At 68.6% G+C, this 21,741-nt stretch carries 20 protein-coding genes and 1 pseudogene; 12 read left to right on the plus strand and 9 right to left on the minus strand.

All coding sequences use genetic code 11. The features are described 5' to 3' along the window. Nucleotides 1-391 precede the first annotated feature (391 nt). The 8 genes from pqqA to HMPREF3014_RS00040 all read left to right on the plus strand — a co-directional run bounded on the left by pqqA (nucleotide 392) and on the right by HMPREF3014_RS00040 (nucleotide 8,343). Nucleotides 392-463 (plus strand): pyrroloquinoline quinone precursor peptide PqqA, encoded by a 72-nt coding sequence (pqqA, locus tag HMPREF3014_RS00005; RefSeq protein ID WP_003106462.1) that lies wholly within the window; start codon nucleotides 392-394, stop codon nucleotides 461-463. Between the two features lie 52 nt (nucleotides 464-515). Beyond that, a complete protein-coding gene (pqqB, locus tag HMPREF3014_RS00010; protein WP_003106464.1) occupies nucleotides 516-1,430 on the plus strand; it encodes a pyrroloquinoline quinone biosynthesis protein PqqB in 915 nt (304 codons plus the stop codon). Between the two features lie 9 nt (nucleotides 1,431-1,439). Continuing rightward, nucleotides 1,440-2,192, plus strand: coding sequence for a pyrroloquinoline-quinone synthase PqqC (pqqC, locus tag HMPREF3014_RS00015; RefSeq protein WP_003111679.1), 753 nt, complete (start codon nucleotides 1,440-1,442; stop codon nucleotides 2,190-2,192). After that, nucleotides 2,189-2,467: a pyrroloquinoline quinone biosynthesis peptide chaperone PqqD gene (pqqD, locus tag HMPREF3014_RS00020; protein WP_003088542.1), complete on the plus strand. Its 279-nt coding sequence runs from the start codon at nucleotides 2,189-2,191 to the stop codon at nucleotides 2,465-2,467. Before pqqC ends, pqqD begins: the two co-directional genes overlap by 4 nt. Continuing rightward, the gene (gene pqqE / locus HMPREF3014_RS00025; protein ID WP_003119136.1) at nucleotides 2,439-3,584 is read left to right on the plus strand and encodes a pyrroloquinoline quinone biosynthesis protein PqqE; all 1,146 of its coding nucleotides are present in this window, start codon (nucleotides 2,439-2,441) and stop codon (nucleotides 3,582-3,584) included. The genes pqqD and pqqE overlap by 29 nt, the downstream gene beginning before the upstream one ends. A gap of 4 nt (nucleotides 3,585-3,588) precedes the next feature. Then, nucleotides 3,589-5,415: an alpha/beta hydrolase family protein gene (locus HMPREF3014_RS00030; RefSeq protein ID WP_023087552.1), complete on the plus strand. Its 1,827-nt coding sequence runs from the start codon at nucleotides 3,589-3,591 to the stop codon at nucleotides 5,413-5,415. Nucleotides 5,416-5,501: 86 nt separating this feature from the next. Then, entirely contained in the window at nucleotides 5,502-6,665 is a 1,164-nt protein-coding gene (gene ercA, locus HMPREF3014_RS00035; RefSeq protein ID WP_003088548.1) for an alcohol dehydrogenase-like regulatory protein ErcA, read from the plus strand. Further along, complete coding sequence (locus HMPREF3014_RS00040) at nucleotides 6,649-8,343, plus strand: hybrid sensor histidine kinase/response regulator (RefSeq protein ID WP_003106469.1); 1,695 nt, start codon at nucleotides 6,649-6,651, stop codon at nucleotides 8,341-8,343. The genes ercA and HMPREF3014_RS00040 overlap by 17 nt, the downstream gene beginning before the upstream one ends. Before the next feature lie 32 nt (nucleotides 8,344-8,375). Here the strand turns inward: HMPREF3014_RS00040 and HMPREF3014_RS00045 are convergent, their stop codons facing one another. The 6 genes from HMPREF3014_RS00045 to HMPREF3014_RS00070 all read right to left on the minus strand — a co-directional run bounded on the left by HMPREF3014_RS00045 (nucleotide 8,376) and on the right by HMPREF3014_RS00070 (nucleotide 13,923). Continuing rightward, complete coding sequence (locus HMPREF3014_RS00045) at nucleotides 8,376-9,584, minus strand: MFS transporter (protein WP_003113497.1); 1,209 nt, start codon at nucleotides 9,582-9,584, stop codon at nucleotides 8,376-8,378. Between the two features lie 124 nt (nucleotides 9,585-9,708). Next, entirely contained in the window at nucleotides 9,709-10,272 is a 564-nt protein-coding gene (locus HMPREF3014_RS00050) for a putative glycolipid-binding domain-containing protein (RefSeq protein WP_003088555.1), read from the minus strand. After that, nucleotides 10,269-10,625 (minus strand): MmcQ/YjbR family DNA-binding protein, encoded by a 357-nt coding sequence (locus HMPREF3014_RS00055; protein ID WP_003111913.1) that lies wholly within the window; start codon nucleotides 10,623-10,625, stop codon nucleotides 10,269-10,271. The genes HMPREF3014_RS00050 and HMPREF3014_RS00055 overlap by 4 nt, the downstream gene beginning before the upstream one ends. Before the next feature lie 18 nt (nucleotides 10,626-10,643). Then, nucleotides 10,644-10,922: a peptidylprolyl isomerase gene (locus tag HMPREF3014_RS00060; RefSeq protein ID WP_003088559.1), complete on the minus strand. Its 279-nt coding sequence runs from the start codon at nucleotides 10,920-10,922 to the stop codon at nucleotides 10,644-10,646. 57 nt (nucleotides 10,923-10,979) lie between these two features. Then, the gene (locus HMPREF3014_RS00065) at nucleotides 10,980-12,935 is read right to left on the minus strand and encodes an acetoacetate--CoA ligase (RefSeq protein WP_023087551.1); all 1,956 of its coding nucleotides are present in this window, start codon (nucleotides 12,933-12,935) and stop codon (nucleotides 10,980-10,982) included. Nucleotides 12,936-13,002: 67 nt separating this feature from the next. Continuing rightward, nucleotides 13,003-13,923 (minus strand): LysR family transcriptional regulator, encoded by a 921-nt coding sequence (locus HMPREF3014_RS00070; RefSeq protein ID WP_003100419.1) that lies wholly within the window; start codon nucleotides 13,921-13,923, stop codon nucleotides 13,003-13,005. Nucleotides 13,924-14,054: 131 nt separating this feature from the next. Here HMPREF3014_RS00070 and HMPREF3014_RS00075 point away from each other — a divergent pair, with 131 nt between their 5' ends. The 4 genes from HMPREF3014_RS00075 to HMPREF3014_RS00090 all read left to right on the plus strand — a co-directional run bounded on the left by HMPREF3014_RS00075 (nucleotide 14,055) and on the right by HMPREF3014_RS00090 (nucleotide 18,412). Further along, complete coding sequence (locus tag HMPREF3014_RS00075) at nucleotides 14,055-14,753, plus strand: CoA transferase subunit A (protein ID WP_003088566.1); 699 nt, start codon at nucleotides 14,055-14,057, stop codon at nucleotides 14,751-14,753. 34 nt (nucleotides 14,754-14,787) lie between these two features. After that, nucleotides 14,788-15,444: a CoA transferase subunit B gene (locus tag HMPREF3014_RS00080; protein ID WP_003088567.1), complete on the plus strand. Its 657-nt coding sequence runs from the start codon at nucleotides 14,788-14,790 to the stop codon at nucleotides 15,442-15,444. A 149-nt stretch (nucleotides 15,445-15,593) separates the two neighbouring features. Continuing rightward, a complete protein-coding gene (locus HMPREF3014_RS00085; RefSeq protein WP_023087550.1) occupies nucleotides 15,594-16,775 on the plus strand; it encodes an acetyl-CoA C-acetyltransferase in 1,182 nt (393 codons plus the stop codon). 212 nt (nucleotides 16,776-16,987) lie between these two features. Beyond that, nucleotides 16,988-18,412, plus strand: a complete 1,425-nt coding sequence (locus HMPREF3014_RS00090) for a short-chain fatty acid transporter (protein ID WP_003100415.1) — start codon at nucleotides 16,988-16,990, stop codon at nucleotides 18,410-18,412. Between the two features lie 189 nt (nucleotides 18,413-18,601). On the opposite strand, the gene bdhA is transcribed toward HMPREF3014_RS00090, so the two are convergent. From bdhA to hbcR, 3 genes and pseudogenes are all read right to left on the minus strand, one after another. After that, entirely contained in the window at nucleotides 18,602-19,372 is a 771-nt protein-coding gene (gene bdhA / locus HMPREF3014_RS00095) for a 3-hydroxybutyrate dehydrogenase (protein WP_003100413.1), read from the minus strand. 33 nt (nucleotides 19,373-19,405) lie between these two features. Continuing rightward, nucleotides 19,406-20,797 carry a GntP family permease gene (locus tag HMPREF3014_RS00100; RefSeq protein ID WP_003088575.1) on the minus strand — a complete coding sequence of 464 codons (1,392 nt, stop codon included), beginning with the start codon at nucleotides 20,795-20,797 and terminating at the stop codon, nucleotides 19,406-19,408. 261 nt (nucleotides 20,798-21,058) lie between these two features. After that, nucleotides 21,059-21,741: pseudogene (hbcR, locus tag HMPREF3014_RS00105) on the minus strand (sigma-54-dependent transcriptional regulator HbcR); the annotation flags it as partial.

Genomic DNA, 21,741 nt, shown 5'->3' on the forward strand with positions numbered 1-21,741 from the left:
GAGCTACGACATCAACCCGCTGGGCTTCTTCTGAGCGGTCCTCAGCCGCCGCGGATCGCTCCGACCCGCGGCCTTTCCGCCAAGGCACCTGCGGGTGCGCTCGTCCCGCGTCCCGACGCGGCTTTCCCCATGGCGGGTTCTGGCGCGACGCGGCCCTGGCCGCGTCTTTTTTTTCGCCTCGCCGCCGCCCCTGCATGGACTAGGCTTCTGCCCTGCACCAGGGCGAACCAGGGGGGCGCAACGGCGTTCTCCCGGCGAACCTTGAGCGGGACAGGCAGTCCCTACCAAATCAGGGGGAAAACTCCTTCGAAAGTCTCATTCGGAGCGAGCCCCGCTGATGTTTAACTCGACCTGCCGGAATCGCCCGGCCCCACCAGAGAGGATCGACCCCATGTGGACCAAGCCCAGCTTCACCGACCTGCGTCTCGGTTTCGAAGTGACCCTCTACTTCGCCAACCGCTGATCCGTTCGGCCCCGGTCTTCCGGGGCCTCCCTCCAGCCCGCGGGGCAGACCCATGCACATCCGTATTCTCGGTTCGGCCGCCGGCGGCGGCTTCCCCCAGTGGAACTGCAACTGCCGCAACTGTCGCGGGGTCCGCGACGGCAGCGTAGCGGCCCAGCCACGCACGCAATCCTCCATCGCCCTGTCCGACGACGGCGAGCGCTGGATCCTCTGCAACGCCTCGCCCGACATCCGTGCCCAGATCGCCGCCTTCCCGGCCCTCCAGCCGGCGCGTCGGCCGCGCGATACGGCGATCGGCGCGATCGTCCTGCTCGACAGCCAGATCGACCACACCACCGGCCTGCTCAGCCTGCGCGAAGGCTGCCCGCACGAAGTCTGGTGCACGCAGATGGTCCACCAGGACCTCAGCGAAGGCTTCCCGCTGTTCCCTATGCTTTCCCACTGGAACGGCGGCCTGCGCCATCGGCCGATCGCCCTCGATGGCGAGCCTTTCGCCATTCCGGCCTGTCCGCGCCTGCGCTTCACCGCGATCCCCCTGCGCAGCAGCGCGCCGCCGTATTCCCCGCATCGCGGCGACCCCCATCCGGGCGACAACATCGGCCTGTTCGTCGAGGACCTCGATAGCGCCGGTACCCTGTTCTATGCGCCGGGCCTCGGCGAGGTGGACGAGGCGCTGCTCGAATGGATGCGCCGCGCCGACTGCCTGCTGGTGGACGGTACGCTCTGGCGCGATGACGAGATGCTGGTCTGCGAGGTCGGCGACAAGCTCGGCCGGCAGATGGGGCACCTGGCGCAGAGCGGGCCGGGCGGCATGCTCGAGGTGCTGGCGAAGGTGCCGGCCGCGCGCAAGGTGCTCATCCACATCAACAACACCAATCCCATCCTCGACACCGCTTCGGCCGAACGCGCCGAACTGGATGCCAGTGGCATCGAAGTGGCCTGGGATGGCATGCACATCCAGCTGTAGGGGGCCAACATGAGCCGTGCCGCCATGGATCGCGCCGAATTCGAACGGGCGCTGCGCGACAAGGGACGCTACTACCATATCCACCATCCGTTCCATGTCGCGATGTACGAGGGCCGTGCCAGTCGCGAACAGATCCAGGGCTGGGTGGCGAACCGTTTCTACTACCAGGTCAACATCCCGCTGAAGGACGCGGCGATCCTAGCCAACTGTCCCGACCGCGAGGTCCGCCGCGAGTGGATCCAGCGCATCCTCGACCACGACGGCGCCCCCGGCGAGGCGGGCGGCATCGAGGCCTGGCTGCGCCTGGCGGAAGCGGTGGGCCTGGAGCGCGAGCAGGTGCTGTCCGAGGAGCGGGTGCTGCCCGGCGTGCGCTTCGCCGTCGACGCCTACGTCAACTTCGCCCGTCGCGCCAGTTGGCAGGAGGCGGCGAGCAGTTCGCTGACCGAACTCTTCGCCCCGCAGATCCACCAGTCGCGGCTGGACAGCTGGCCGCGCCACTATCCGTGGATCGAGGCGGCCGGCTACGAGTATTTCCGCAGTCGCCTGGCCCAGGCCCGGCGCGACGTCGAGCACGGCCTGCGGATCACCCTGGAGCACTATCGGACCCGCGAGGCACAGGAACGCATGCTGGATATCCTGCAATTCAAGCTGGACGTGTTGTGGAGCATGCTCGACGCGATGAGCATGGCCTACGAACTCGAACGCCCGCCGTACCACACGGTGACCCGCGAGCGGGTCTGGCATCGGGGGCTGGCATCATGAGCCTGCCGTCGCTCGACAGCGTGCCGATGCTGCGCCGGGGCTTCCGCTTCCAGTTCGAACCGGCCCAGGACTGCCATGTGCTGCTCTACCCCGAAGGCATGGTCAAGCTCAACGACAGCGCCGGGGAAATCCTCAAGCTGGTCGATGGCCGCCGCGACGTGGCGGCCATCGTCGCGGCGCTGCGCGAGCGTTTCCCCGAAGTCCCCGGCATAGACGAAGACATCCTGGCGTTCCTCGAGGTGGCCCATGCGCAATTCTGGATCGAGCTGCAGTGAAAGCGTGGGGCCGCCGCTCTGGCTGCTGGCCGAGCTGACCTATCGCTGTCCGTTGCAGTGCCCGTACTGCTCGAACCCGCTGGAATTCGCCCGCGAGGGCGCCGAGCTGAGTACCGCGGAATGGATCGAGGTGTTCCGCCAGGCCCGCGAGCTGGGCGCCGCACAGCTCGGTTTCTCCGGCGGCGAGCCGCTGCTGCGCCAGGACCTCGCCGAACTGATCGAGGCAGGGCGCGGCCTGGGCTTCTACACCAACCTGATCACCTCCGGCATCGGCCTCGACGAGGCACGCCTGGCGCGCTTCGCCGAGGCCGGGCTGGACCACGTGCAGATCAGCTTCCAGGCCGCCGACGAAGAAGTGAACAACCTGCTCGCCGGCTCACGCAAGGCCTTCGCCCAGAAACTGGCGATGGCCCGCGCGGTGAAGGCGCACGGCTATCCGATGGTGCTCAACTTCGTCACCCACCGGCACAACATCGACAACATCGAGCGGATCATCCAGCTGTGCATCGAGCTGGAAGCCGATTACGTCGAACTCGCCACTTGCCAGTTCTACGGCTGGGCCGCGCTGAACCGTGCCGGGCTGCTGCCGACCCGCGCCCAACTGGAGCGCGCCGAGCGGATCACCGCCGAATACCGCCAGCGGCTGGCCGCCGAAGGCAACCCGTGCAAGCTGATCTTCGTCACCCCCGACTACTACGAGGAACGGCCGAAGGCCTGCATGGGCGGCTGGGCCAGCGTATTCCTCGACATCACCCCCGACGGCACCGCGCTGCCGTGTCACAGCGCGCGGCAATTGCCGGTGCAGTTTCCCAACGTGCGCGAGCACAGCCTGCGCCACATCTGGTACGAATCGTTCGGCTTCAACCGTTACCGCGGCGACGCCTGGATGCCCGAACCCTGCCGTTCCTGCGAGGAGAAGGAGAGGGACCACGGCGGCTGCCGCTGCCAGGCGTTCCTCCTCACCGGCGATGCCGACGCCACCGACCCGGTCTGCGCCAAGTCGGCACGGCACGACCTGATCCTCGCGGCCCGTCGCCAGGCCGAGGAGGCGCCGCTTGGCCTGGACGCGCTGACCTGGCGCAACCAGCGCGCGTCACGCCTGATCTGCAAGGCCTGAGGCAATGGTCGACTACGGCGACTGGCCGAGCGACTGGAGCGCCGAGCGCGCGGTGGCCGCCGGGCGCGATTTCAGCGAGCTGAAGGCGGCCCATGGCGGGCTGGCCTGGGTGGAATTCGATCCGGCCAGCGCGCGCTCGCGCCTGTACCTGTGGCGCGACGGCGTGCTGGAGGAGCCCACCGCGCCGGACGGCTCGGTGCGCAGCCGGGTCTACGAGTACGGCGGCGGCGCCTGCTGCGTGACGCTCGACGGGCTGGCCTGGGTCGACGAAACCGACCAGCAGGTACGCCGCTGGCGAGCGGGCCGCGCAGCCCAAGTGCTGGGCGGCGGGGCGCAGTGTCGCTACGGCGACCTGGCCTACGTCGATGCCTGGGATGCCCTGCTGGCGGTGGAAGAGAGCCATGGGCCGACCGGGGTCGTGCATCGCATCGTGCGCCTGGACGCCGATGGCGCGCGCCGGGTGCTGGTCGAGGGCGCCGATTTCTACGCCGCGCCGCGTGCCGCCGGCCAGGGGCGGCGGCTGGCCTGGATCGAATGGGACCGTCCGCACCAGCCCTGGACCGAGACCCGCCTGGGCCTGGCGGAGAATGGGCGTACGCGCTGCCTGGCCGGAGCCGGAGGCGGCGAGTCGATCCAGCAACCACGCTTCGATCCCGCCGGCCGCCTTCACTGGCTGAGCGACCGCGACGGCTGGTGGCGTCCCTGCGCCGAGGTAGCGTTGGCCGGCCGCTTCGCCGATGCCGACCACGCTGGCGCGCCCTGGCAATTGGGCGCTTGCAGCTACCTGCCGCTGGGAGAGGGAAGGCTGCTGCTCAGTCGCGTCGAGGCCGGCGGCGGGCAACTGTTCCTGCGCGAAGCGGACGGCAGCGAGCGGCGCCTGGCCGCGGACTGGAACCGGTTCGCCGGACTGGCCGCGGATGCCCGGGCGTTCTACTGCATCGCGGCGGCGGCCGGGCGCCTGCCGGCGCTGCTGGCGATCCATCGCGACGAGCTGCGTGTCGAGGTGCTGCGTGGCGGCGAGCGACCGCTGGCGGAGGACGACCTGTCGCATCCGCAGGCCTTCGTCTATGGGCTGGGCAACGGCGAAAACGGCCACGGTTTCTTCTATCCGCCGCGCAATGCCCGCCGCCGCGTCGATCCCCGACGATCACCGCCGCTGCTGGTGTGGCTGCATGGCGGACCGACCTCGATGCATTCGCCGGCGTTCGATGCCGGCCTGCAGTTCTGGACCCAGCGCGGTTTCGCCGTGGCGGCGCTGAACTACCGGGGCAGCAGCGGCTACGGCCGCGCCTATCGGCAGCGCTTGCGCGGCCAGTGGGGGCGCCTGGAGTTGCGCGATATCGAGGCCGCGCTGGCGCAGCTGGACGCGGAGGGACGGATCGACCGCGCCCGGGTCTTCGTCCGTGGCGCCAGCGCCGGAGGCTACAGCGCGTTGCGCGCCCTGGCTTGCCTCGATGGCCTGCGCGGCGGCGCCAGTCTCTATGGGGTCAGCGATCCGTTGGCACTGGCGCGTTGCACCCACAAGTTCGAGGGTGACTACCTCGACTGGCTGATCGGCGACCCGCAGCGCCAGCGCCGTCGCTACCTGGCGCGCAGTCCGGTGCTGCAGGTCGGGCGCATCCGCGCGCCGGTGGTGTTCTTCCAGGGCGGGCTCGACGCGGTGGTGGTGCCGGAGCAGACCGAGGCGATGGTCGCCGGCCTGCGGCGTAGCGGCGTGCGCGTGGAGTGCCACCGCTATCCGCAGGAACGCCACGGTTTCCGCCAGCCGGCCAATCGCGCCCATGCGCTGCTGGCGGAATGGCGCTTCTACCTGGGCTTGCTGGAGGATTGAAAGGACCCGCCAAGGTCGCATTGCAATAACCGACGAATGCAGTAGGCTGCCGGCAATGTCCGATAACAATAAGAATGGTCTGTCAGATGAGCCACGACCTCAGCCAACTGCGTAAATTCGTCTCGCCCGAGATCATCTTCGGCGCCGGCTGCCGGCACAGCGTCGCCAACTACGTGAAGACCTTCGGTGCGCGCAAGGTCCTGCTGGTCTCCGACCCCGGCGTGCTCGCCGCCGGCTGGGTCGCCGACATCCAGGCAAGCCTGGAGGGGCAGGGCATCGACTACTGCCTGTATACCGACGTTTCGCCCAACCCCCGGGTCGACGAGGTGATGCTCGGCGCCGAGTTCTATCGCAGCGAGGGCTGCAACGTGATCGTCGCGGTGGGCGGCGGCAGCCCGATGGATTGCGCCAAGGGCATCGGCATCGTCGCCGCCCATGGCCGCAGCATCCTCGAGTTCGAAGGCGTCGACCGGCTGCGGGTGCCGAGTCCGCCGCTGATCCTGATCCCGACCACCGCCGGGACTTCGGCGGACGTCTCGCAGTTCGTGATCATTTCCAACCAGGACGAGCGCATGAAGTTCTCCGTGGTGAGCAAGGCGGTGGTGCCTGACGTCTCGCTGATCGACCCGGAAACCACGTTGACCATGGATCCCTTCCTTTCGGCCTGTACCGGCATCGATGCACTGGTACACGCCATCGAGGCGTTCGTCTCCACCGGCCACGGGCCGCTGACCGATCCCCACGCGCTGGAAGCGATGCGCCTGATCGATGGCAATCTGGTACAGATGATCGCCAATCCCGGCGACATCGCCCTGCGCGAGAAGATCATGCTCGGGAGCATGCAGGCCGGGCTGGCCTTCTCCAACGCCATCCTCGGCGCGGTGCATGCCATGTCGCACAGCCTCGGCGGCTATCTCGACCTGCCCCACGGCCTGTGCAACGCGGCGCTGGTCGAACACGTGGTGGCGTTCAACTACAGCGCCGCGCCGGAACGCTTCAAGGTGATCGCCGAGACCTTCGGCATCGATTGCCGCGGTCTGACCCAGGGGCAGGTCCGCCAGCGCCTGGTGGACCACCTGATCGCCTTCAAGCACGCCGTGGGTTTCCACGAGAGCCTCGCCCTGCACGGGGTCGGCAGCTCCGACATTCCTTTCCTCTCGCGCCACGCGATGCAGGACCCGTGCATCCTTACCAACCCGCGCGAGTCGAGCCAGCGCGATGTCGAGGTGGTCTATGGCGAGGCCCTCTGAGCAGCAGCAGGAGGCCCTGGCCGGGTTACTCGGCCTGGGCAGCCACTCCGCGCGCAAGAGCCACTACCCGGAGCTGCTGGCGCGCCTGGAGGAGCTGGAGGCCGAGCGCAACCGCTACAAATGGCTGTTCGAGCACGCGGTGCACGGCATCTTCCAGGCCAGCCTCGGCCAGGGGCTGCGCGCCGCCAATCCGGCGCTGGCGCAGATGCTCGGCTACGACGATCCGCAACAGGTGCTCTGGTCGCTGGAGGACATGGCCGGGCAACTGTTCGTCGGCGGCGAGGCCGAGATGCGACGGATCCGCGCGCTGCTGCGCGAGCGCGGCGGCCTGTTCGGCTACGAGACGCGCCTCTGGCGCAGGGACGGCAGTCACATCGAGGTATTGATGAACCTGCTGCTCAGGCACGACGAGGAAGAATTGGTCGAAGGTTTCGTCGCCGACATCACCGAGCGGGTCCAGGCCCAGCAGCGCCTGCAGACCATGAACGAGGAGCTGGAGCGGCGGGTAGCCGAGCGCACCCACGAGCTGGAAGAGCTCAACCGCCAGTTGCGCCAGGCGCGCGACGCCGCCGAAGCCGCCAACCACAGCAAGGACAAGTACCTCGCCGCCGCCAGCCACGACCTGCTGCAACCGCTCAACGCGGCGCGGCTGCTGGTCGACACCCTGCGCGAACGGGGCCTGCCGGCCGCCGAACTGCAACTGGTGGAGCGCACCCACCTGGCCCTGGAAGGCGCCGAGACCTTGCTCACCGACCTGCTGGAAATCGCCCGGCTCGACCAGAGCGCGATCCGTCCGGACCTGGACGACTATTCCCTCGACGAACTGCTCGCTCCGCTGGCCTCGGAGTTCGAGGAAGTCGCGCGTGCCGCCGGCCTGGCCCTGCGTGCGCGGATCCCGCGACTGGCAGTGCGCACCGACGCGCGCCTGCTGTCGCGGATCCTGCGCAACTTGCTCAGCAACGCCTGCCGCTACACCGAGCGCGGCAGCGTGCTGCTGGGGGCGCGCCGGCGTGGCGGCAAGGTACGCCTGGAGGTGTGGGACACTGGCCGGGGCATCCCCGCCGACCAGTTGCAGGCGATCTTCCTCGAGTTCAACCAACTGGACGCCGGGCGCGCTTCCGAGCGCCGTGGCGTCGGACTCGGGCTGGCCATCGTCGACCGTATCGCCGGCATCCTCGGCTACCGCATCGAGGTGCATTCGACTCCAGGCCGAGGCTCGCTGTTCGCCATCGAGGTGCCGCTGGTCCGCAAGCCGGCGCGGCCAGCACCCGGCGAGGCGATTGCGCGGGTTTCGGCTGGTGATCCGCTGCCGGGACGGCGGCTGCTGGTGGTGGACAACGAGACCGAGATTCTCTTCAGCATGTCCGCGCTGCTCGGCCAGTGGGGCTGCGAGGTGCTTACCGCCACCGACCTGGAAGGCGCGCGCAAGGCGCTCGATGGCCGCGCGCCGGATGCGATCCTGGTCGACTACCACCTGGACCACGGCGCTACCGGTTGCCAGTTGCTGGGCGCCTTGCGCGAGGACTACGGCGCGGAGATCGCCGCGGTGATGATCACCGCCGACCGCAGCGACGATTGCCGCCGCGCGCTGGCCCGCCTGGGCGTGCCGCTGCTCAACAAGCCGCTGAAGCCCGGCAAGCTGCGCGCGGCCCTGAGCGCCTTGCTCGGCGAGCTCTAGAACGCGTACCGCCGCCTGGGACGGTGCACGCCCTAGCCAGGCCGGCGGCTGCGCCGGTGCAGTGCGACGGCCAGGGCCAGCCCGCCGAGCGAGGCCAGGCAGGCGAAGAGGAACATCGAGCGGAAGCCGAACAGGTTGGCGACGAAGCCCACCAGCGGCCCGGTGATGCCCAGCGACAGGTCGACGAACAGCGAGTAGGCGCCCAGCGCCGCGCCACGGTTGGAAGCCGGTACCAGGTTCACCGCTTCCACGCCGAACGCCGGGAACACCAGGGAGAAGCCGAAGCCGGTGAGGGCCGCGCCGGCCAGGCCGACCCAGGGATTCGGCGCGCTCCACAGCAACAGCAGGCCGAGGCTTTCGACGCCGAGGCAGATGATCGCCACGCGGAAGCCGCCGAGCCGGTTGATGCTATTGGCGAACAACAGCCGGGCGCCGATGAAGCAACCGCCGAAGGCACTCAGGCAGAGCACTGCGTTGGCCCAGCCACGGCTGGCGTAGTAAAGGGTGATGAAGGTGGCGATGGTGCCGAAGCCGATCGCCCCCAGCGCCAGGCCCATACCGTGCGGGGTGACCCGGCCGAGCACATGGTGGAACGGCAGTCGCTCGCCGTGCACCAGCGGCGCCGGCAACTTCGGCCAGGCCAGGGCGAAGCCGAGCGCCCCGAGCAGGACGATGGACGCGCCCATGCTCCACAGCCCCAGCCACTGCACCAGCAGCACCCCTAGCGGCGCCCCGAGGGCGATGGCGCCGTAGCTGGCGATGCCGTTCCAGGAAATCACCTTGGCGGTGTGCGGCGCGCCGACCCGGCCGATGCCCCAGCCGATCGCCGCCGAGCCGACCAGGCTTTCCGCCGCGCCGAGTACCAGGCGGCCGACCAGCAGGCTGGCCAGGCTCAGCGCCGGCCAGCCCTGGATCGCCACCGAGAGCAGCATGAACAGCCCGCTCGCGGCGCTGCCGGCCATGCCGTAGAGCACCGCGCGCTTCGGACCGAGGCCGTCGATGACGCGCCCGGCGTAGGGCCGGGCGAGCAGGGTGGCGAGGTACTGCAGGCTGATCACCAGGCCGGCCAGCACCGAGCCGTAGCCGAGGTCGTCGTGCACGTAGCCGGGCAGCACCGCCAGCGGGATACCGATGGTCAGGTAGCCGATGAAGGTGAACATCACCACCGAGACGATCTGCAGGGTGACGTTTTGCCGGGCGCTGTCCTGCGCCGGCGGGGTGGGGCGGATATCGACGGACATGTGGGAAACGCGGTCGCAGTGGGTTGTCGCGGTCCGCCATGATGACCGTTGCGGATGACGAATGAAAGCAGGCTAACGGATTCGCCGGGCTATCGGCGACGCGCGGTGCCCGGCGCTAGCGCGTTCAGAGACGCTGGAAGAGACCCGGGTAATCGATCACCAGGCCCTGTTCGTCCACCAGCAGTACCGCTTTGAACGCGCTGCCTTCGAGGTTCTCGTAGAGGTAGTGGCTGGCGTCCAGACGGGTGTATGCCTGGCGCATGCTACGCGGCTCCAGGGCCGGGGCCTCGATGTAGAGCGCGCGGATTTCCGCGCGCTGGCCATCGGCCAGGCCCAGGCGGCGGATCGGGAAGGTGTTGGTGAAGGGGCTTGGCCAAATATCGATGTCCAGGCAACCGTCGAATGCCGGTAGCGCTTCGCCGTCGCCGTCCTGCCAGTGGCCGCGGCCATCGGCGAGCAGGTGCAGCTTGCGCACCCCGGTTTCGCTTTCGACGTGGAACACCGCCTCACGCAGATGCCAGTCGGCGTCCCAGCGCAGCCGGTAGTCCAATTGGTAGGGCAGGCCGCTGCGTTCGTCCGGCGCGCGCAACTGGCTTTCCGCCTGGTCGTCCTCCAGGCGCAGGGCCTCCCAGCTGGACGACGGCGAGCGCCACAGGCCGGCCCAGGTGTACAGACGGTCGCGACTCATGCGTCGAGTACCAGGCCGAGGCGCTGGCGCTTGGGCAGGCGCGCCACCACCAGTTGATGGGAACGGACCAGGGCCTCGCGCAACTCCGCCGCCTTCATCGGGTAGGGGCGGGCCATGACGATCCAGTGCGCGCGCGCCAGGTAGGGCGCCGGACGGATGCCGGGGCGGTCGACATAGCCGAGGAACAGCTCGCTGCCGACCTTGAAGGCCAGGCCGCCGTCCTTGTCGACGAAGTCGAGGATGGCGAACATCTTGTTGCCGGCCACCGAGAACACCCGGTTCGAACCCCACTTGAGGTCTTCCCGGGCGCCGGGCAGTTGCAGGCAGAAGGCGGCGATCTGGTCGGCGGTCATGGACGCTCCGGTGGCGGTTCAGTCGCGGAAATACACTTCCAGGAGATGGTAGCCGAACTGGCTCTTCAGCGGACCCTGGAGCACGCCCACGGGTTTCCTGAAGATGGCATTGTCGATGGACCTGACCATCTGCCCCGGGCGCACCTCGCCGAGGTCGCCGCCGCGCTTGCCGGACGGGCAGGTCGAATGCTTCTTCGCCAGCGTGGCGAAGTCCTCGCCCTTGGCCAGGCGCTGCTTCAGTTGCGCGGCCTCGGCTTCGGTCTTGACCAGGATGTGGCGGGCCATGGCGACGGGCATGGAATTACCTTTTGCGGTAGGACGGAACGCGCATTCTAGCCCAGGCTCGCCGCGGCTTCAGTCGCGCAGTTCGGCGAGGTCGCGATAAAGCTCCAGCGCCTGCGGGTTGGCCAGGGCGTCGGTGTTCTTCACCGGGCGGCCGTGGATCACGTTGCGCACCGCAAGCTCGACGATCTTGCCGCTCAGGGTGCGCGGGATATCGGCGACCTGGATGATCTTCGCCGGTACGTGGCGCGGCGTGGCGTTGGCGCGGATGGTCTGGCGGATGCGTTCGCGCAGCGGCTCGTCGAGTCGCACGCCGTCGCGCAGGCGGACGAACAGCAGCACACGCACATCGCCCTGCCAGTCCTGGCCGATGGCGATGGACTCGAGGACTTCCTCGACCTTTTCCACCTGGCGGTAGATTTCCGCGGTGCCGATGCGCACGCCGCCGGGATTGAGCACCGCGTCGGAGCGGCCGTGGATGACCAGCCCGCCGTGGACGGTTTCCTCGGCGTAGTCGCCATGGGCCCAGACGCCGGGAAAGCTGGCGAAGTAGGCGTCGTGGAACCTGGTGCCATCCGGGTCGTTCCAGAAGCCCAGCGGGATCGACGGGAAATGCCGGGTGCAGACCAGCTCGCCCTTGCCGCTGGCGAGGCGGCGGCCGTCGTCGTCCCAGATTTCCACGGCCATGCCCAGCGCCTTGCATTGCAGTTCGCCGCGCCACACCGGCAGCACCGGGTTGCCGATGGCGAAGCAGGAAACGATGTCGGTGCCGCCGGAGATCGACGACAGGCAGAGGTCGCTCTTCAGCTCGCGGTAGACGTAGTCGAAGCTTTCGTGGGCCAGCGGCGAACCGGTGGAGAGCAGTGTCCTCAGGCTGTCCAGGCGGTGGCTGTGGCGCGGGCGCATGCCGGCCTTCTCGAGCGCCGCCAGGTACTTGGCGCTGGCGCCGAACACGGCGATGTCCTCGGCGTCGATGAGGTCCAGCAGGCGCTCGGGGCCGGGGTGGAACGGCGAGCCGTCGTAGAGCACCAGGCTGGCGCCCACCGCCAGACCGGAGGCCAGCCAGTTCCACATCATCCAGCCGCAGGTGGTGTAGTAGAACAGCCGGTCGCCGTCGCCCAGGTCGGTGTGCAGGCCGTGCTCCTTGAGATGTTGCAGGAGCACGCCGCCGGTGGCATGGACGATGCACTTGGGGACTCCGGTGGTGCCCGACGAATAGAGGATGTACAGCGGCTGCTCGAAGGGCACCGGGGTGAAGACCGGCTCGCCCTCGGCCTGGTAGAACCCGTCCCACAGCGCGACCTGCGCCTGGCAGCGGTAGTCCTGCGGCTGCGCCTGCGGACGGTCGTAGGGCACCACCAGCAGTTGCTCCAGGCCGGGCAGGTCGGCGAGCACCTCGTTGAGCTTGGCGGTCAGGTCCAGCGACTTGCCGGCGTAGCGGTAGCCGGCACAGGCGATCAGCACGCGCGGTTCGATCTGGCCGAAGCGGTCGATCACGCCCTGGGTACCGAAGTCCGGCGAGCAGCTCGACCAGGTCGCGCCGAGGCTGGCGGTGGCGAGCATGCCGACCACGGTCTGCCAGGTGTTCGGCATCAGCGCGGCGACCCGGTCGCCGGGGCCTATGCCCAGGGCGGCGAGGCGCTTCTGCAGGCCCGCCACGTGACGGGCCAGTTCGGCGTGGCTGAGCACCTCGCGGCGACCGTCTTCGCTCACCGCGATCAGCGCCGGGGCATCATCGCGGCGGCGCAGCAGGTGTTCGGCGAAATTCAGCGTGGCGCCGGGGAACCAGCGCGCCGAGGGCATCTGCGCGCCTTCCTCGAGGACCGCACGCGGCGGTTGCTGGAAGCGCACCTCGAAGAAGTCGACGATGGCCTGCCAGAACGCCTCGCGCCGCTGCACGCTCCAGGCATGCAGCGCCGGGTAGTCGACCAGGCCGAGGGCATGGCGCTGGTTGACGAAGCGTCGGAAGGCCTCCATGCGACTGGCGGCGATGCGTTCGGCGGAAGGGCTCCAGAGCGGTGCGGGCATGGCGTGTCCGTCCTTGTTGTTGTTCCGGGACATGCAGGAAGCATAACCGGACCCGCCGCTGCCTGCCTCACTCCGTGGACTGGTCCTGCGGCAGCGCCAGCGAGCGCCAGTCGGTGCCATGCAGCAGCACGTCGCTGAGGGCCTGGGCGGCGGTGGACAGCTTGTGCTCGCTCAGCCGCAGCAGGCCGACCCGTCGCTGCACCTGCGGCGCGTAGAGCGGCAGGCAGCGCGCGCCGAGTTCCTGCATCTGCTGGATGCACAGGGTCGGCACGGCGCTGACACCGAGTCCCTGGGCGACCATCCGCCCGACCGTGACCAATTGGTGGCTCTCGAACGCCACCGGCAAGCGACCGTGCTCGGCGGCCACGCTTTCTTCCAGGAGCAGGCGCACCGCCGAGGGGCGTTGCAGGGTGATGAAGGGCTCGCCGAGCAGTTCGCGCCAACTGATCCGCTCCTGCCCGGACAGCGACGAGCCGGTCGGCACCACGGCGACGAAGCGGTCGCTGTAGAACGGGGTGAACTCGAGGTTTTCCAGGGACTCCGGCTCGAAGGCGATGCCCAACTCGACGCGTCGGTTGCGGACCATCTCCAGCACCTGCTCGTTGATCACGTCGTGCACCGCCACGTTGACCCGCGGGTGGCGTTCGCGAAAGGTCTTCAAGACCAGCGGCAGCAGGTTGCCGGCGAAGGAGGGCATGGCGGCGATGGAGACCTTGCCCAGTTGCAGGGTGAAGTGCTGGCGCAGCAATTCCTCGGTATTGTCCCAGTCGGCCAGCAGGCGCAGCGCCAACGGCAGCAGGGTCTCGCCCTCGGGGGTGAGGCTGACGCTGCGGGTGGTACGTTCCAGCAGCGGACCGCCGAGGCTTTCCTCCAGGCTCTTGATCGCCAGGCTCAGGGCCGGCTGGGAGAGGTGCAGGCGTTCGCCGGCCTGGGCGAAGCTGAGGCTCTGCGCCACGGCGAGGAAGGCGCGCAACTGCTTGACGGTCATTTATTTGTTTTTCTCATCAATGGATTGGAAAAACAAACTTAACAAATCAGTCCGCAGCGGAGAAGCTCTTTGCGACCCGGCAGTCAGACTGCCGCACGCACAATCACAAGAGCCGGAAGAGGCACAGCAGCATGAGCGGACTCGACAAGCGAGTAGGCAGTTACGAAGAGGCCCTCGAAGGCCTGACCGACGGCATGACCGTCCTCGCCGGGGGCTTCGGCCTCTGCGGGATTCCCGAGAACCTGATCGCGGAAATCCGCCGGCGCGGGGTCAGAGACCTCACGGTGGTCTCGAACAACTGCGGCGTCGACGGTTTCGGCCTCGGCGTGCTGCTGGAAGACCGGCAGATCCGCAAGATGATCGCCTCCTATGTCGGCGAGAACGCCCTGTTCGAGCAACAACTGCTCAGTGGCGAGCTGGAAGTCGAACTGACCCCGCAAGGCTCGCTGGCCGAGAAGATCCGCGCCGGCGGCGCCGGCATCCCGGCCTTCTTCACCGCCACCGGCTACGGCACCCCGGTCGCCGAGGGCAAGGAGGCGCGCGAGTTCAATGGCCGCCACTACATCCTCGAACCGGCCATCACCGGCGACTTCGCCATCGTCAAGGGCTGGAAGGCCGACCATTTCGGCAACGTCGTCTATCGCCACACCGCGCAGAACTTCAACCCGCTGGTCGCCACCGCCGGGCGCATCACGGTGGTCGAGGTGGAGGAGATCGTCGAGCCCGGCGAACTGGACCCGACGCAGATCCACACCCCCGGCATCTACGTCGACCGGATCATCCAGGGTCGCTTCGAGAAACGCATCGAGAAACGCACGCTGCGCGCCTGACGGCGGCCGCTACAACGACAAGAGGTTTCCCCAGATGGCACTTACCCGCGAACAGATGGCGCAGCGCGTGGCGCGCGAATTGAAGGACGGCTACTACGTCAACCTCGGCATCGGTATCCCGACCCTGGTGGCCAACTACGTGCCGGAGGGCATCGACGTCATGCTCCAGTCGGAGAACGGCCTGCTCGGCATGGGCGCGTTTCCCAGCGAGGCGGAAGTCGACGCCGACATGATCAACGCCGGCAAGCAGACCGTGACCGCCCGCGTCGGCGCGTCGATCTTCGACTCGGCGCAGTCCTTCGCCATGATCCGTGGCGGCCACGTCGACCTCACCGTGCTCGGTGCCTTCGAGGTGGACGTGCGCGGCAACATCGCCTCCTGGATGATCCCCGGCAAGCTGGTCAAGGGCATGGGCGGCGCCATGGACCTGGTGGCCGGCGCCGAGAACATCATCGTCACCATGACCCACGCCTCCAAGGACGGCGAGTCCAAGCTGCTGCCGTACTGCACCCTGCCGCTGACCGGTTGCGGCTGCATTCGCAAGGTGCTCACCGACCTGGCCTACCTGGAGATCGAGGACGGCGCCTTCATCCTCCGCGAGCGCGCCCCCGGGGTCAGCGTCGAGGAGATCGTGGCGAAGACCGCCGGCAAGCTGATCGTCCCCGAGCACGTGCCGGAAATGAGTTTCTGAATCGCGGCCCGCGCGGCCGGCGCCTCCACGCAAGGCGCCGGCCGCGCGGACCGTCCTTTCCAGAGGGCGTAGGATAGGAGCCTGTCGCACCGCCTACGTCCACCCGCAGCGATTCGGCCCGGCCACGGGCGAATCCAGGAGAACCATCCATGCAAGACGTCGTCATCGTCGCCGCTACCCGTACCGCCGTCGGCAGCTTCCAGGGCTCGCTGGCCGGCATTCCCGCCCCCGAGCTGGGCGCCGCGGTGATCCGCCGCCTGCTCGAACAGACCGGTCTCGATGCCGGCCAGGTCGACGAAGTGATCCTCGGCCAGGTGCTCACCGCCGGTTCCGGGCAGAACCCGGCGCGCCAGGCGGCGATCAAGGCCGGCCTGCCGGTCGGCGTGCCGGCCATGACCCTGAACAAGGTCTGCGGCTCCGGCCTCAAGGCCCTGCACCTGGGCGCCCAGGCGATCCGCTGCGGCGACGCCGAGGTGATCGTCGCCGGCGGCCAGGAGAACATGAGCCTGGCGCCCTACGTCATGCCCGGCGCCCGCACCGGCCTGCGCATGGGCCATGCGAAGCTGGTCGACAGCATGATCGAGGACGGCCTGTGGGACGCCTTCAACGACTACCACATGGGCATCACCGCCGAGAACCTGGCGGAGAAGTACGGCCTGACCCGCGAGGAGCAGGACGCCTTCGCCGCCGCTTCGCAGCAGAAGGCCATCGCCGCCATCGAGGGCGGGCGCTTCCGCGACGAGATCACGCCGATCCAGGTCCCGCAGCGCAAGGGCGAGCCGCTGAGCTTCGATACCGACGAGCAGCCGCGCGCCGGCACCACCGTCGAGGCCCTGGCCAAGCTCAAGCCGGCCTTCATGAAGGACGGCAGCGTCACCGCCGGCAACGCCTCCAGCCTCAACGACGGCGCCGCCGCGGTATTGCTGATGAGCGCGGCCAAGGCCAAGGCCCTGGGCCTGCCGGTGCTGGCGCGGATCGCCAGCTACGCCAGCGCCGGGGTCGACCCGGCGATCATGGGCATCGGCCCGGTCTCCGCCACCCGTCGCGCGCTCGACAAGGCCGGCTGGAGCCTGGAGCAACTGGACCTGATCGAGGCCAACGAGGCCTTCGCCGCGCAGTCCCTGGCGGTGGGCCGGGAACTGGGCTGGGATGCCGCCAGGGTCAACGTCAACGGCGGCGCCATCGCCCTTGGCCACCCGATCGGCGCGTCCGGCTGCCGGGTGCTGGTGACCCTGCTGTACGAGATGATCCGTCGCGACGCGAAGAAGGGTCTCGCCACCCTGTGCATCGGCGGCGGGCAGGGCGTCGCCCTGACCCTGGCCCGCGACTGATCCATCGACCTGCCGCTCGCGGCGTGATCGCGCCATGTCCTTTCGCGGGGGCATGGCGCGCTCGTGTCCAGGGAACGAGCGGCGGACGGCCTTGACCGTCCGACCGGCCCCGTACCGTTCCGCCCCTCGGGACGGCCGGGTGCCCAGGGAGCCGTAGCACACACAGGCGGCCCCGTAGTCGCCGAATAACAATAAAACCGAGAGAATCCGCGATGACCGCTATCCTTCCCATCCAAGAAAGCCGCTCCGCGCGCTTCGCCATGCGTTGCTCGAACTGGGCCGAGCGCTGGTTTCCCGACTCCTGGGTGTTCGCCGCCCTGGCCATCCTCATCGTCAGCCTGGCCGCGCTGGCCATGGGCGCCGGACCGACCGCCACGGCGAAAGCCTTCGGCGACGGTTTCTGGAGCCTGATCCCGTTCACCATGCAGATGGCCTTCGTGGTCATCGGCGGCTATGTGGTGGCCAGTTCAGGCCCCGCCTCGCGTCTCATCGACCTGCTCGCGCGGGTGCCGAAGAATGGCCGCTCGGCGGTCTGCTGGGTGGCGCTGGTGTCGATGCTCGCCTCGCTGCTCAACTGGGGCCTCAGCCTGGTCTTCGGCGGCCTGCTGGTACGCGCCCTGGCGCGCCGCAGCGACCTGCGCATGGACTATCGCGCCGCCGGCGCCGCGGCCTACCTCGGGCTGGGCGCGGTGTGGGCGCTGGGCCTGTCGTCGTCGGCCGCGCAGTTGCAGGCCAACCCGGCCAGCCTGCCACCGTCGATCCTGGCGATCACCGGGGTGATCCCGTTCACCGAGACCATCTTCCTCTGGCAGTCCGGGGTCATGCTGCTGGCGCTGATCCTGGTCTCGCTGGTGATCGCCTACATGACCGCGCCGAGCGCCGCCAGCGCCCGCGACGCCAAGGATTGCGGGGTCGACGTGAGCTTCACCGCTCCGGCCAGGCTGGCGCCGACCCGGCCCGGCGAGTGGCTGGAGCACAGCCCGTTGCTGATCATCCTGCTGGTACTGCTGGCCGGCGGCTGGCTGGTCCACGAGTTCTCGACCAAGCCGGCGATCCTGGCGATCTCCGGGTTGAACACCTATAACCTGCTGTTCCTGATGCTCGGCGCGTTGCTGCACTGGCGCCCGCGCAGCTTCCTCGACGCGGTGGCGCGCGCGGTGCCGACCACCACCGGGGTGCTGATCCAGTTCCCGCTGTACGGCTCGATCGCGGCGATCATGACCACGGTCAACGGCAGCGACGGCGAGACCCTGGCCCACCATATCTCGACCTTCTTCGTACAGATCGCCTCCCACGACACCTACGCGCTGCTGATGGGCGTGTACTCGGCGGTGCTGGGCTTCTTCATTCCCTCCGGCGGCGGCAAGTGGATCATCGAGGCGCCGTACGTGATGCAGGTGGCCAACGAGCTGCAATACCACCTCGGCTGGGCGGTGCAGATCTACAACGCCGCCGAGGCGCTGCCGAACCTGATCAACCCGTTCTACATGCTGCCGTTGCTCGGCGTGCTGGGGCTGAAGGCGCGCGACCTGATCGGCTTCTCGTTCGTCCAGTTGCTGGTGCACATCCCGCTGGTGCTGGGTCTGCTCTGGGCCCTGGGCAGCACCCTGGCGTACATCCCGCCGGTGATGCCGTAGCGCATCGCCCCCCCGATAACTTCCTCTCCCTTCAGGGAGAAGGTTGGGGCGAGGGTAGCCGCGCCGGGAAACGAGGTATCGGCGGATAACGCCTGTGGCGTTATCCGCCCTACGCAATGGGGCGGGCGAACTCCGGATGGTTCCCTCTCCCTTCAGGGATAGGGTCTGGGGAGAGGCAGGCCGCCCCGGCTACTGCGCCACCCAGCCGCCATCCATGTTCCAGGCCGCGCCGCGCACCTGGTCGGCGGCTTCGCTGCAGAGGAACAGCGTCAGCCCGCCGAGTTGCTCGGGGGTGACGAAGGCCAGCGAGGGTTGTTTTTCCGCCAGCAGGTCGTGTTCCGCCTGTTCGGGCGAGACGCCCTCGGCGATGCGCGCGTCGATCTGCTTCTGCACCAGCGGGGTCAGCACCCAGCCGGGGCAGATGGCGTTGCAGGTCACCGGCGTGCGCGCCGTTTCCAGCGCCACACTCTTGGTCAGGCCGAGCACGCCATGCTTGGCGGCGACGTAGGCGCTCTTCCCGGCCGAGGCGACCAGGCCGTGGGTCGAGGCGATGTTGACGATCCGCCCCCAGCCGCGCGCGAGCATGCCCGGCAGGGCCAGGCGGGTGGTATGGAACACTGAGGACAGGTTGATCGCGATGATCGCGTCCCAGCGTTCCGTGGGGAATTCCTGCACCGGCGCCACGTACTGGATGCCGGCGTTGTTGACGAGGATGTCGACGCCGCCGAAGGTCCGCTCGGCGAAGGCCATCAGTTCGCCGATCTGCTCCGGGCTGGAGAGGTCGGCCGGGTGGTGCTCTGCGCGCACGCCGCGGGCGCGGACCTGCGCCAGTGCCGCGTCGACCTCGCCGAAGCCGTTGAGGAGCAGGTCGGCGCCGGCCTCGGCCAGGCTCAGGGCGATGCCCAGGCCGATGCCGCTGGTGGAACCGGTGACCAGGGCGGTCTTGCCTTTCAGGGTCATGCTGTTTCTCCCGCTGGATGAAAAAAGGGCGGATCAGACCAGGCCGGTGGCGTAGAACAGCCCGATGACGAAGAACACCGCCAGGGTCTTGATCAGGGTAATACCGAAAATGTCCTTGTACGCCTCCCGATGGGTCAGGCCGGTGACCGCCAGGAGGGTGATCACCGCGCCGTTGTGCGGCAGGGTATCCATCCCGCCGCTGGCCATGGCGGCGACCCGGTGGAGGACTTCCAGGGGGATCTGCGCGGCGTTGGCGGCGGCGATGAAGGTATCGGACATCGCCGCCAGGGCGATGCTCATGCCGCCCGACGCGGAACCGGTGATGCCGGCCAGCAGGGTGACGGTGATCGCTTCGTTGACCAGCGGATTGGGAATGCTCTTGAGCGCGTCGGCCAGCACCAGGAAGCCCGGCAGCGAGGCGATCACCGCACCGAAGCCGTATTCCGAGGCGGTGTTCATCGCCGCCAGCAGCGAGCCGGCCACCGCGCTGCGGGTGCCTTCGGCGAGGCGGCTGCGGATCGCCGCGAAGCCGCTCGCCAGCACCAGCAGGATGCCCAGCAGCAGGGCCGCCTGCACTGCCCAGATCGCGGTGAGCTTGCCGACCTCGGTCTGCAACGGCGTGGCCATGCCGGCCAGTTGCAGGGTATGGACCTGGCCGTACCATTGCGGGATCCAGTGGGTGAACAGCAGGTTGGCGACCCCGACCAGCACCAGCGGCGAGAGCGCCAGCCAGGGATTCGGCAGGCGCAGGTCATCGGCGGTCTCCGGCTCGTTGCGCAGGTCGCTGCCGTAGCCTTCGCCGTTGCGCCGCGCCTTGTTCGCCTGGCGTCGCAGGTAGAGCATGCCCACGGCGAAGACGAACAGCGCGCCGAGGGTGCCGAGCCAGGGCGCGGCCCAGGCGTGGGTGCCGAAGAAGGTCGAGGGGATGATGTTCTGGATCTGCGGGGTGCCGGGCAGCGCGTCCATGGTGAAGGAAAACGCGCCGAGGGCGATGGTTGCCGGAATCAACCGCTTGGGGATGTCGCTCTGGCGGAACATCTCCGCGGCGAACGGGTAGACCGCGAACACCACCACGAACAGCGAGACGCCGCCGTAGGTGAGCAGCGCGCAGACCAGTACGATCACCAGCATCGCCTGGCGGGTGCCGAGCAGGCGGATCGCCGCCGCGACGATGGAACGGGAGAAGCCGGCCAGCTCGATCAGCTTGCCGAACACCGCGCCAAGCAGGAATACCGGGAAGTAAAGCTTGATGAAACCGACCATCTTCTCCATGAACACCCCGGTGAAGGTCGGCGCGACCGCGCTGGGATCGGTGAGCAGGACGGCGCCGAGGGCGGCGAGGGGGGCGAACAGGATGACGCTGTAGCCCCGGTAGGCGGCCAGCATCAGCAGGCCCAGGGCGGCAAGGGCGATGATCACGCTCATCGGGCATATCTCCACGGCGCTGCGGGGCGCGCTTCGCATGGGGAAGGCGCTCCGGGCCTGTTTCTTGTTGTCGAACGGTGCGGGCACCGGCGTGACGGCCTGGAACGGGGCAGGGCCGTCGGAAAGGCACGTTGCGATAACCGTGCCAGGCCCCAGAATCGCGGTTTTCGCGGGCTGCGGCGAGACGAAGGGGAGCGTGGGGAATAGCGTTGTCTCAAAATGGAGACGTAATCGAGCGAAAGTTCCGTGGCTATGCAGGTCTCAGTTCGTCTCTATTTCGAGACGAGTCCCGCTATCGAGACGAATGCCCAGCGCCACGATCTTCTTGTACAGGGTCGAGCGACCCAGGCCCAGGCGTTTCGCCGCTTCCACCACATTGCCGGCACTCTGCGCCAGGGCCCGTCCGATCAGGTCGCGCTCGAAGGCTTCGCGGGCCTGTTGGAAATCCCCGACCGGCCTGTCGTCCGCCGCTCGAGGCAGCTCCGGCAGCGGTTGCAGGGGCCCCAGCGCCGCGCCGAGGGCGGCGGCGTCCAGCAACGGTTGGTCGGCCAGCAGCAGCGCGCGTTCCAGCACGTTGCGCAATTCGCGGACATTGCCCGGCCAGGCATGCCGGGCGAGCAGCGCCAGGGCGTCGTCGCCGAGTTCGTGGAGACGGCCGTGGTCGAGGCTGTCGAGGATCGACTCGCAGAGCGCCGGGAGGTCGTCCAGGCGCTGGCGCAACGGCGGGATCTCGATCGGCAGGACGTTCAGCCGGTAGTAGAGGTCAGCGCGGAAACGGCCTTCGCGCATCGCCTGCTGCAGGTCGATGGAAGTGGCGGCGACCAGGCGGATGTCGCTGCGGATCACTTCGTTGGAACCCACCGCTTCGAACTCTTTCTCCTGTAGCACGCGCAACAGCTTGCCTTGCAAGGCCAGCGGCATGTCGCCGATCTCGTCGAGGAACA

Source organism: Pseudomonas sp. HMSC065H01, assembly GCF_001815235.1.
GTDB classification, from domain to species: domain Bacteria; phylum Pseudomonadota; class Gammaproteobacteria; order Pseudomonadales; family Pseudomonadaceae; genus Pseudomonas; species Pseudomonas aeruginosa.

Coding starts and splice junctions, on each gene's coding strand:
- pqqB (WP_003106464.1), top strand. CDS start 516: ATGCACATCCGTATTCTCGGTTCGGCCGCCGGCGGCGGCTTCCCCCAG.
- pqqC (WP_003111679.1), top strand. CDS start 1,440: ATGAGCCGTGCCGCCATGGATCGCGCCGAATTCGAACGGGCGCTGCGC.
- pqqD (WP_003088542.1), top strand. CDS start 2,189: ATGAGCCTGCCGTCGCTCGACAGCGTGCCGATGCTGCGCCGGGGCTTC.
- pqqE (WP_003119136.1), top strand. CDS start 2,439: ATGCGCAATTCTGGATCGAGCTGCAGTGAAAGCGTGGGGCCGCCGCTC.
- HMPREF3014_RS00030 (WP_023087552.1), top strand. CDS start 3,589: ATGGTCGACTACGGCGACTGGCCGAGCGACTGGAGCGCCGAGCGCGCG.
- ercA (WP_003088548.1), top strand. CDS start 5,502: ATGAGCCACGACCTCAGCCAACTGCGTAAATTCGTCTCGCCCGAGATC.
- HMPREF3014_RS00040 (WP_003106469.1), top strand. CDS start 6,649: ATGGCGAGGCCCTCTGAGCAGCAGCAGGAGGCCCTGGCCGGGTTACTC.
- HMPREF3014_RS00045 (WP_003113497.1), bottom strand. CDS start 9,584: ATGTCCGTCGATATCCGCCCCACCCCGCCGGCGCAGGACAGCGCCCGG.
- HMPREF3014_RS00050 (WP_003088555.1), bottom strand. CDS start 10,272: ATGAGTCGCGACCGTCTGTACACCTGGGCCGGCCTGTGGCGCTCGCCG.
- HMPREF3014_RS00055 (WP_003111913.1), bottom strand. CDS start 10,625: ATGACCGCCGACCAGATCGCCGCCTTCTGCCTGCAACTGCCCGGCGCC.
- HMPREF3014_RS00060 (WP_003088559.1), bottom strand. CDS start 10,922: ATGCCCGTCGCCATGGCCCGCCACATCCTGGTCAAGACCGAAGCCGAG.
- HMPREF3014_RS00065 (WP_023087551.1), bottom strand. CDS start 12,935: ATGCCCGCACCGCTCTGGAGCCCTTCCGCCGAACGCATCGCCGCCAGT.
- HMPREF3014_RS00070 (WP_003100419.1), bottom strand. CDS start 13,923: ATGACCGTCAAGCAGTTGCGCGCCTTCCTCGCCGTGGCGCAGAGCCTC.
- HMPREF3014_RS00075 (WP_003088566.1), top strand. CDS start 14,055: ATGAGCGGACTCGACAAGCGAGTAGGCAGTTACGAAGAGGCCCTCGAA.
- HMPREF3014_RS00080 (WP_003088567.1), top strand. CDS start 14,788: ATGGCACTTACCCGCGAACAGATGGCGCAGCGCGTGGCGCGCGAATTG.
- HMPREF3014_RS00085 (WP_023087550.1), top strand. CDS start 15,594: ATGCAAGACGTCGTCATCGTCGCCGCTACCCGTACCGCCGTCGGCAGC.
- HMPREF3014_RS00090 (WP_003100415.1), top strand. CDS start 16,988: ATGACCGCTATCCTTCCCATCCAAGAAAGCCGCTCCGCGCGCTTCGCC.
- bdhA (WP_003100413.1), bottom strand. CDS start 19,372: ATGACCCTGAAAGGCAAGACCGCCCTGGTCACCGGTTCCACCAGCGGC.
- HMPREF3014_RS00100 (WP_003088575.1), bottom strand. CDS start 20,797: ATGAGCGTGATCATCGCCCTTGCCGCCCTGGGCCTGCTGATGCTGGCC.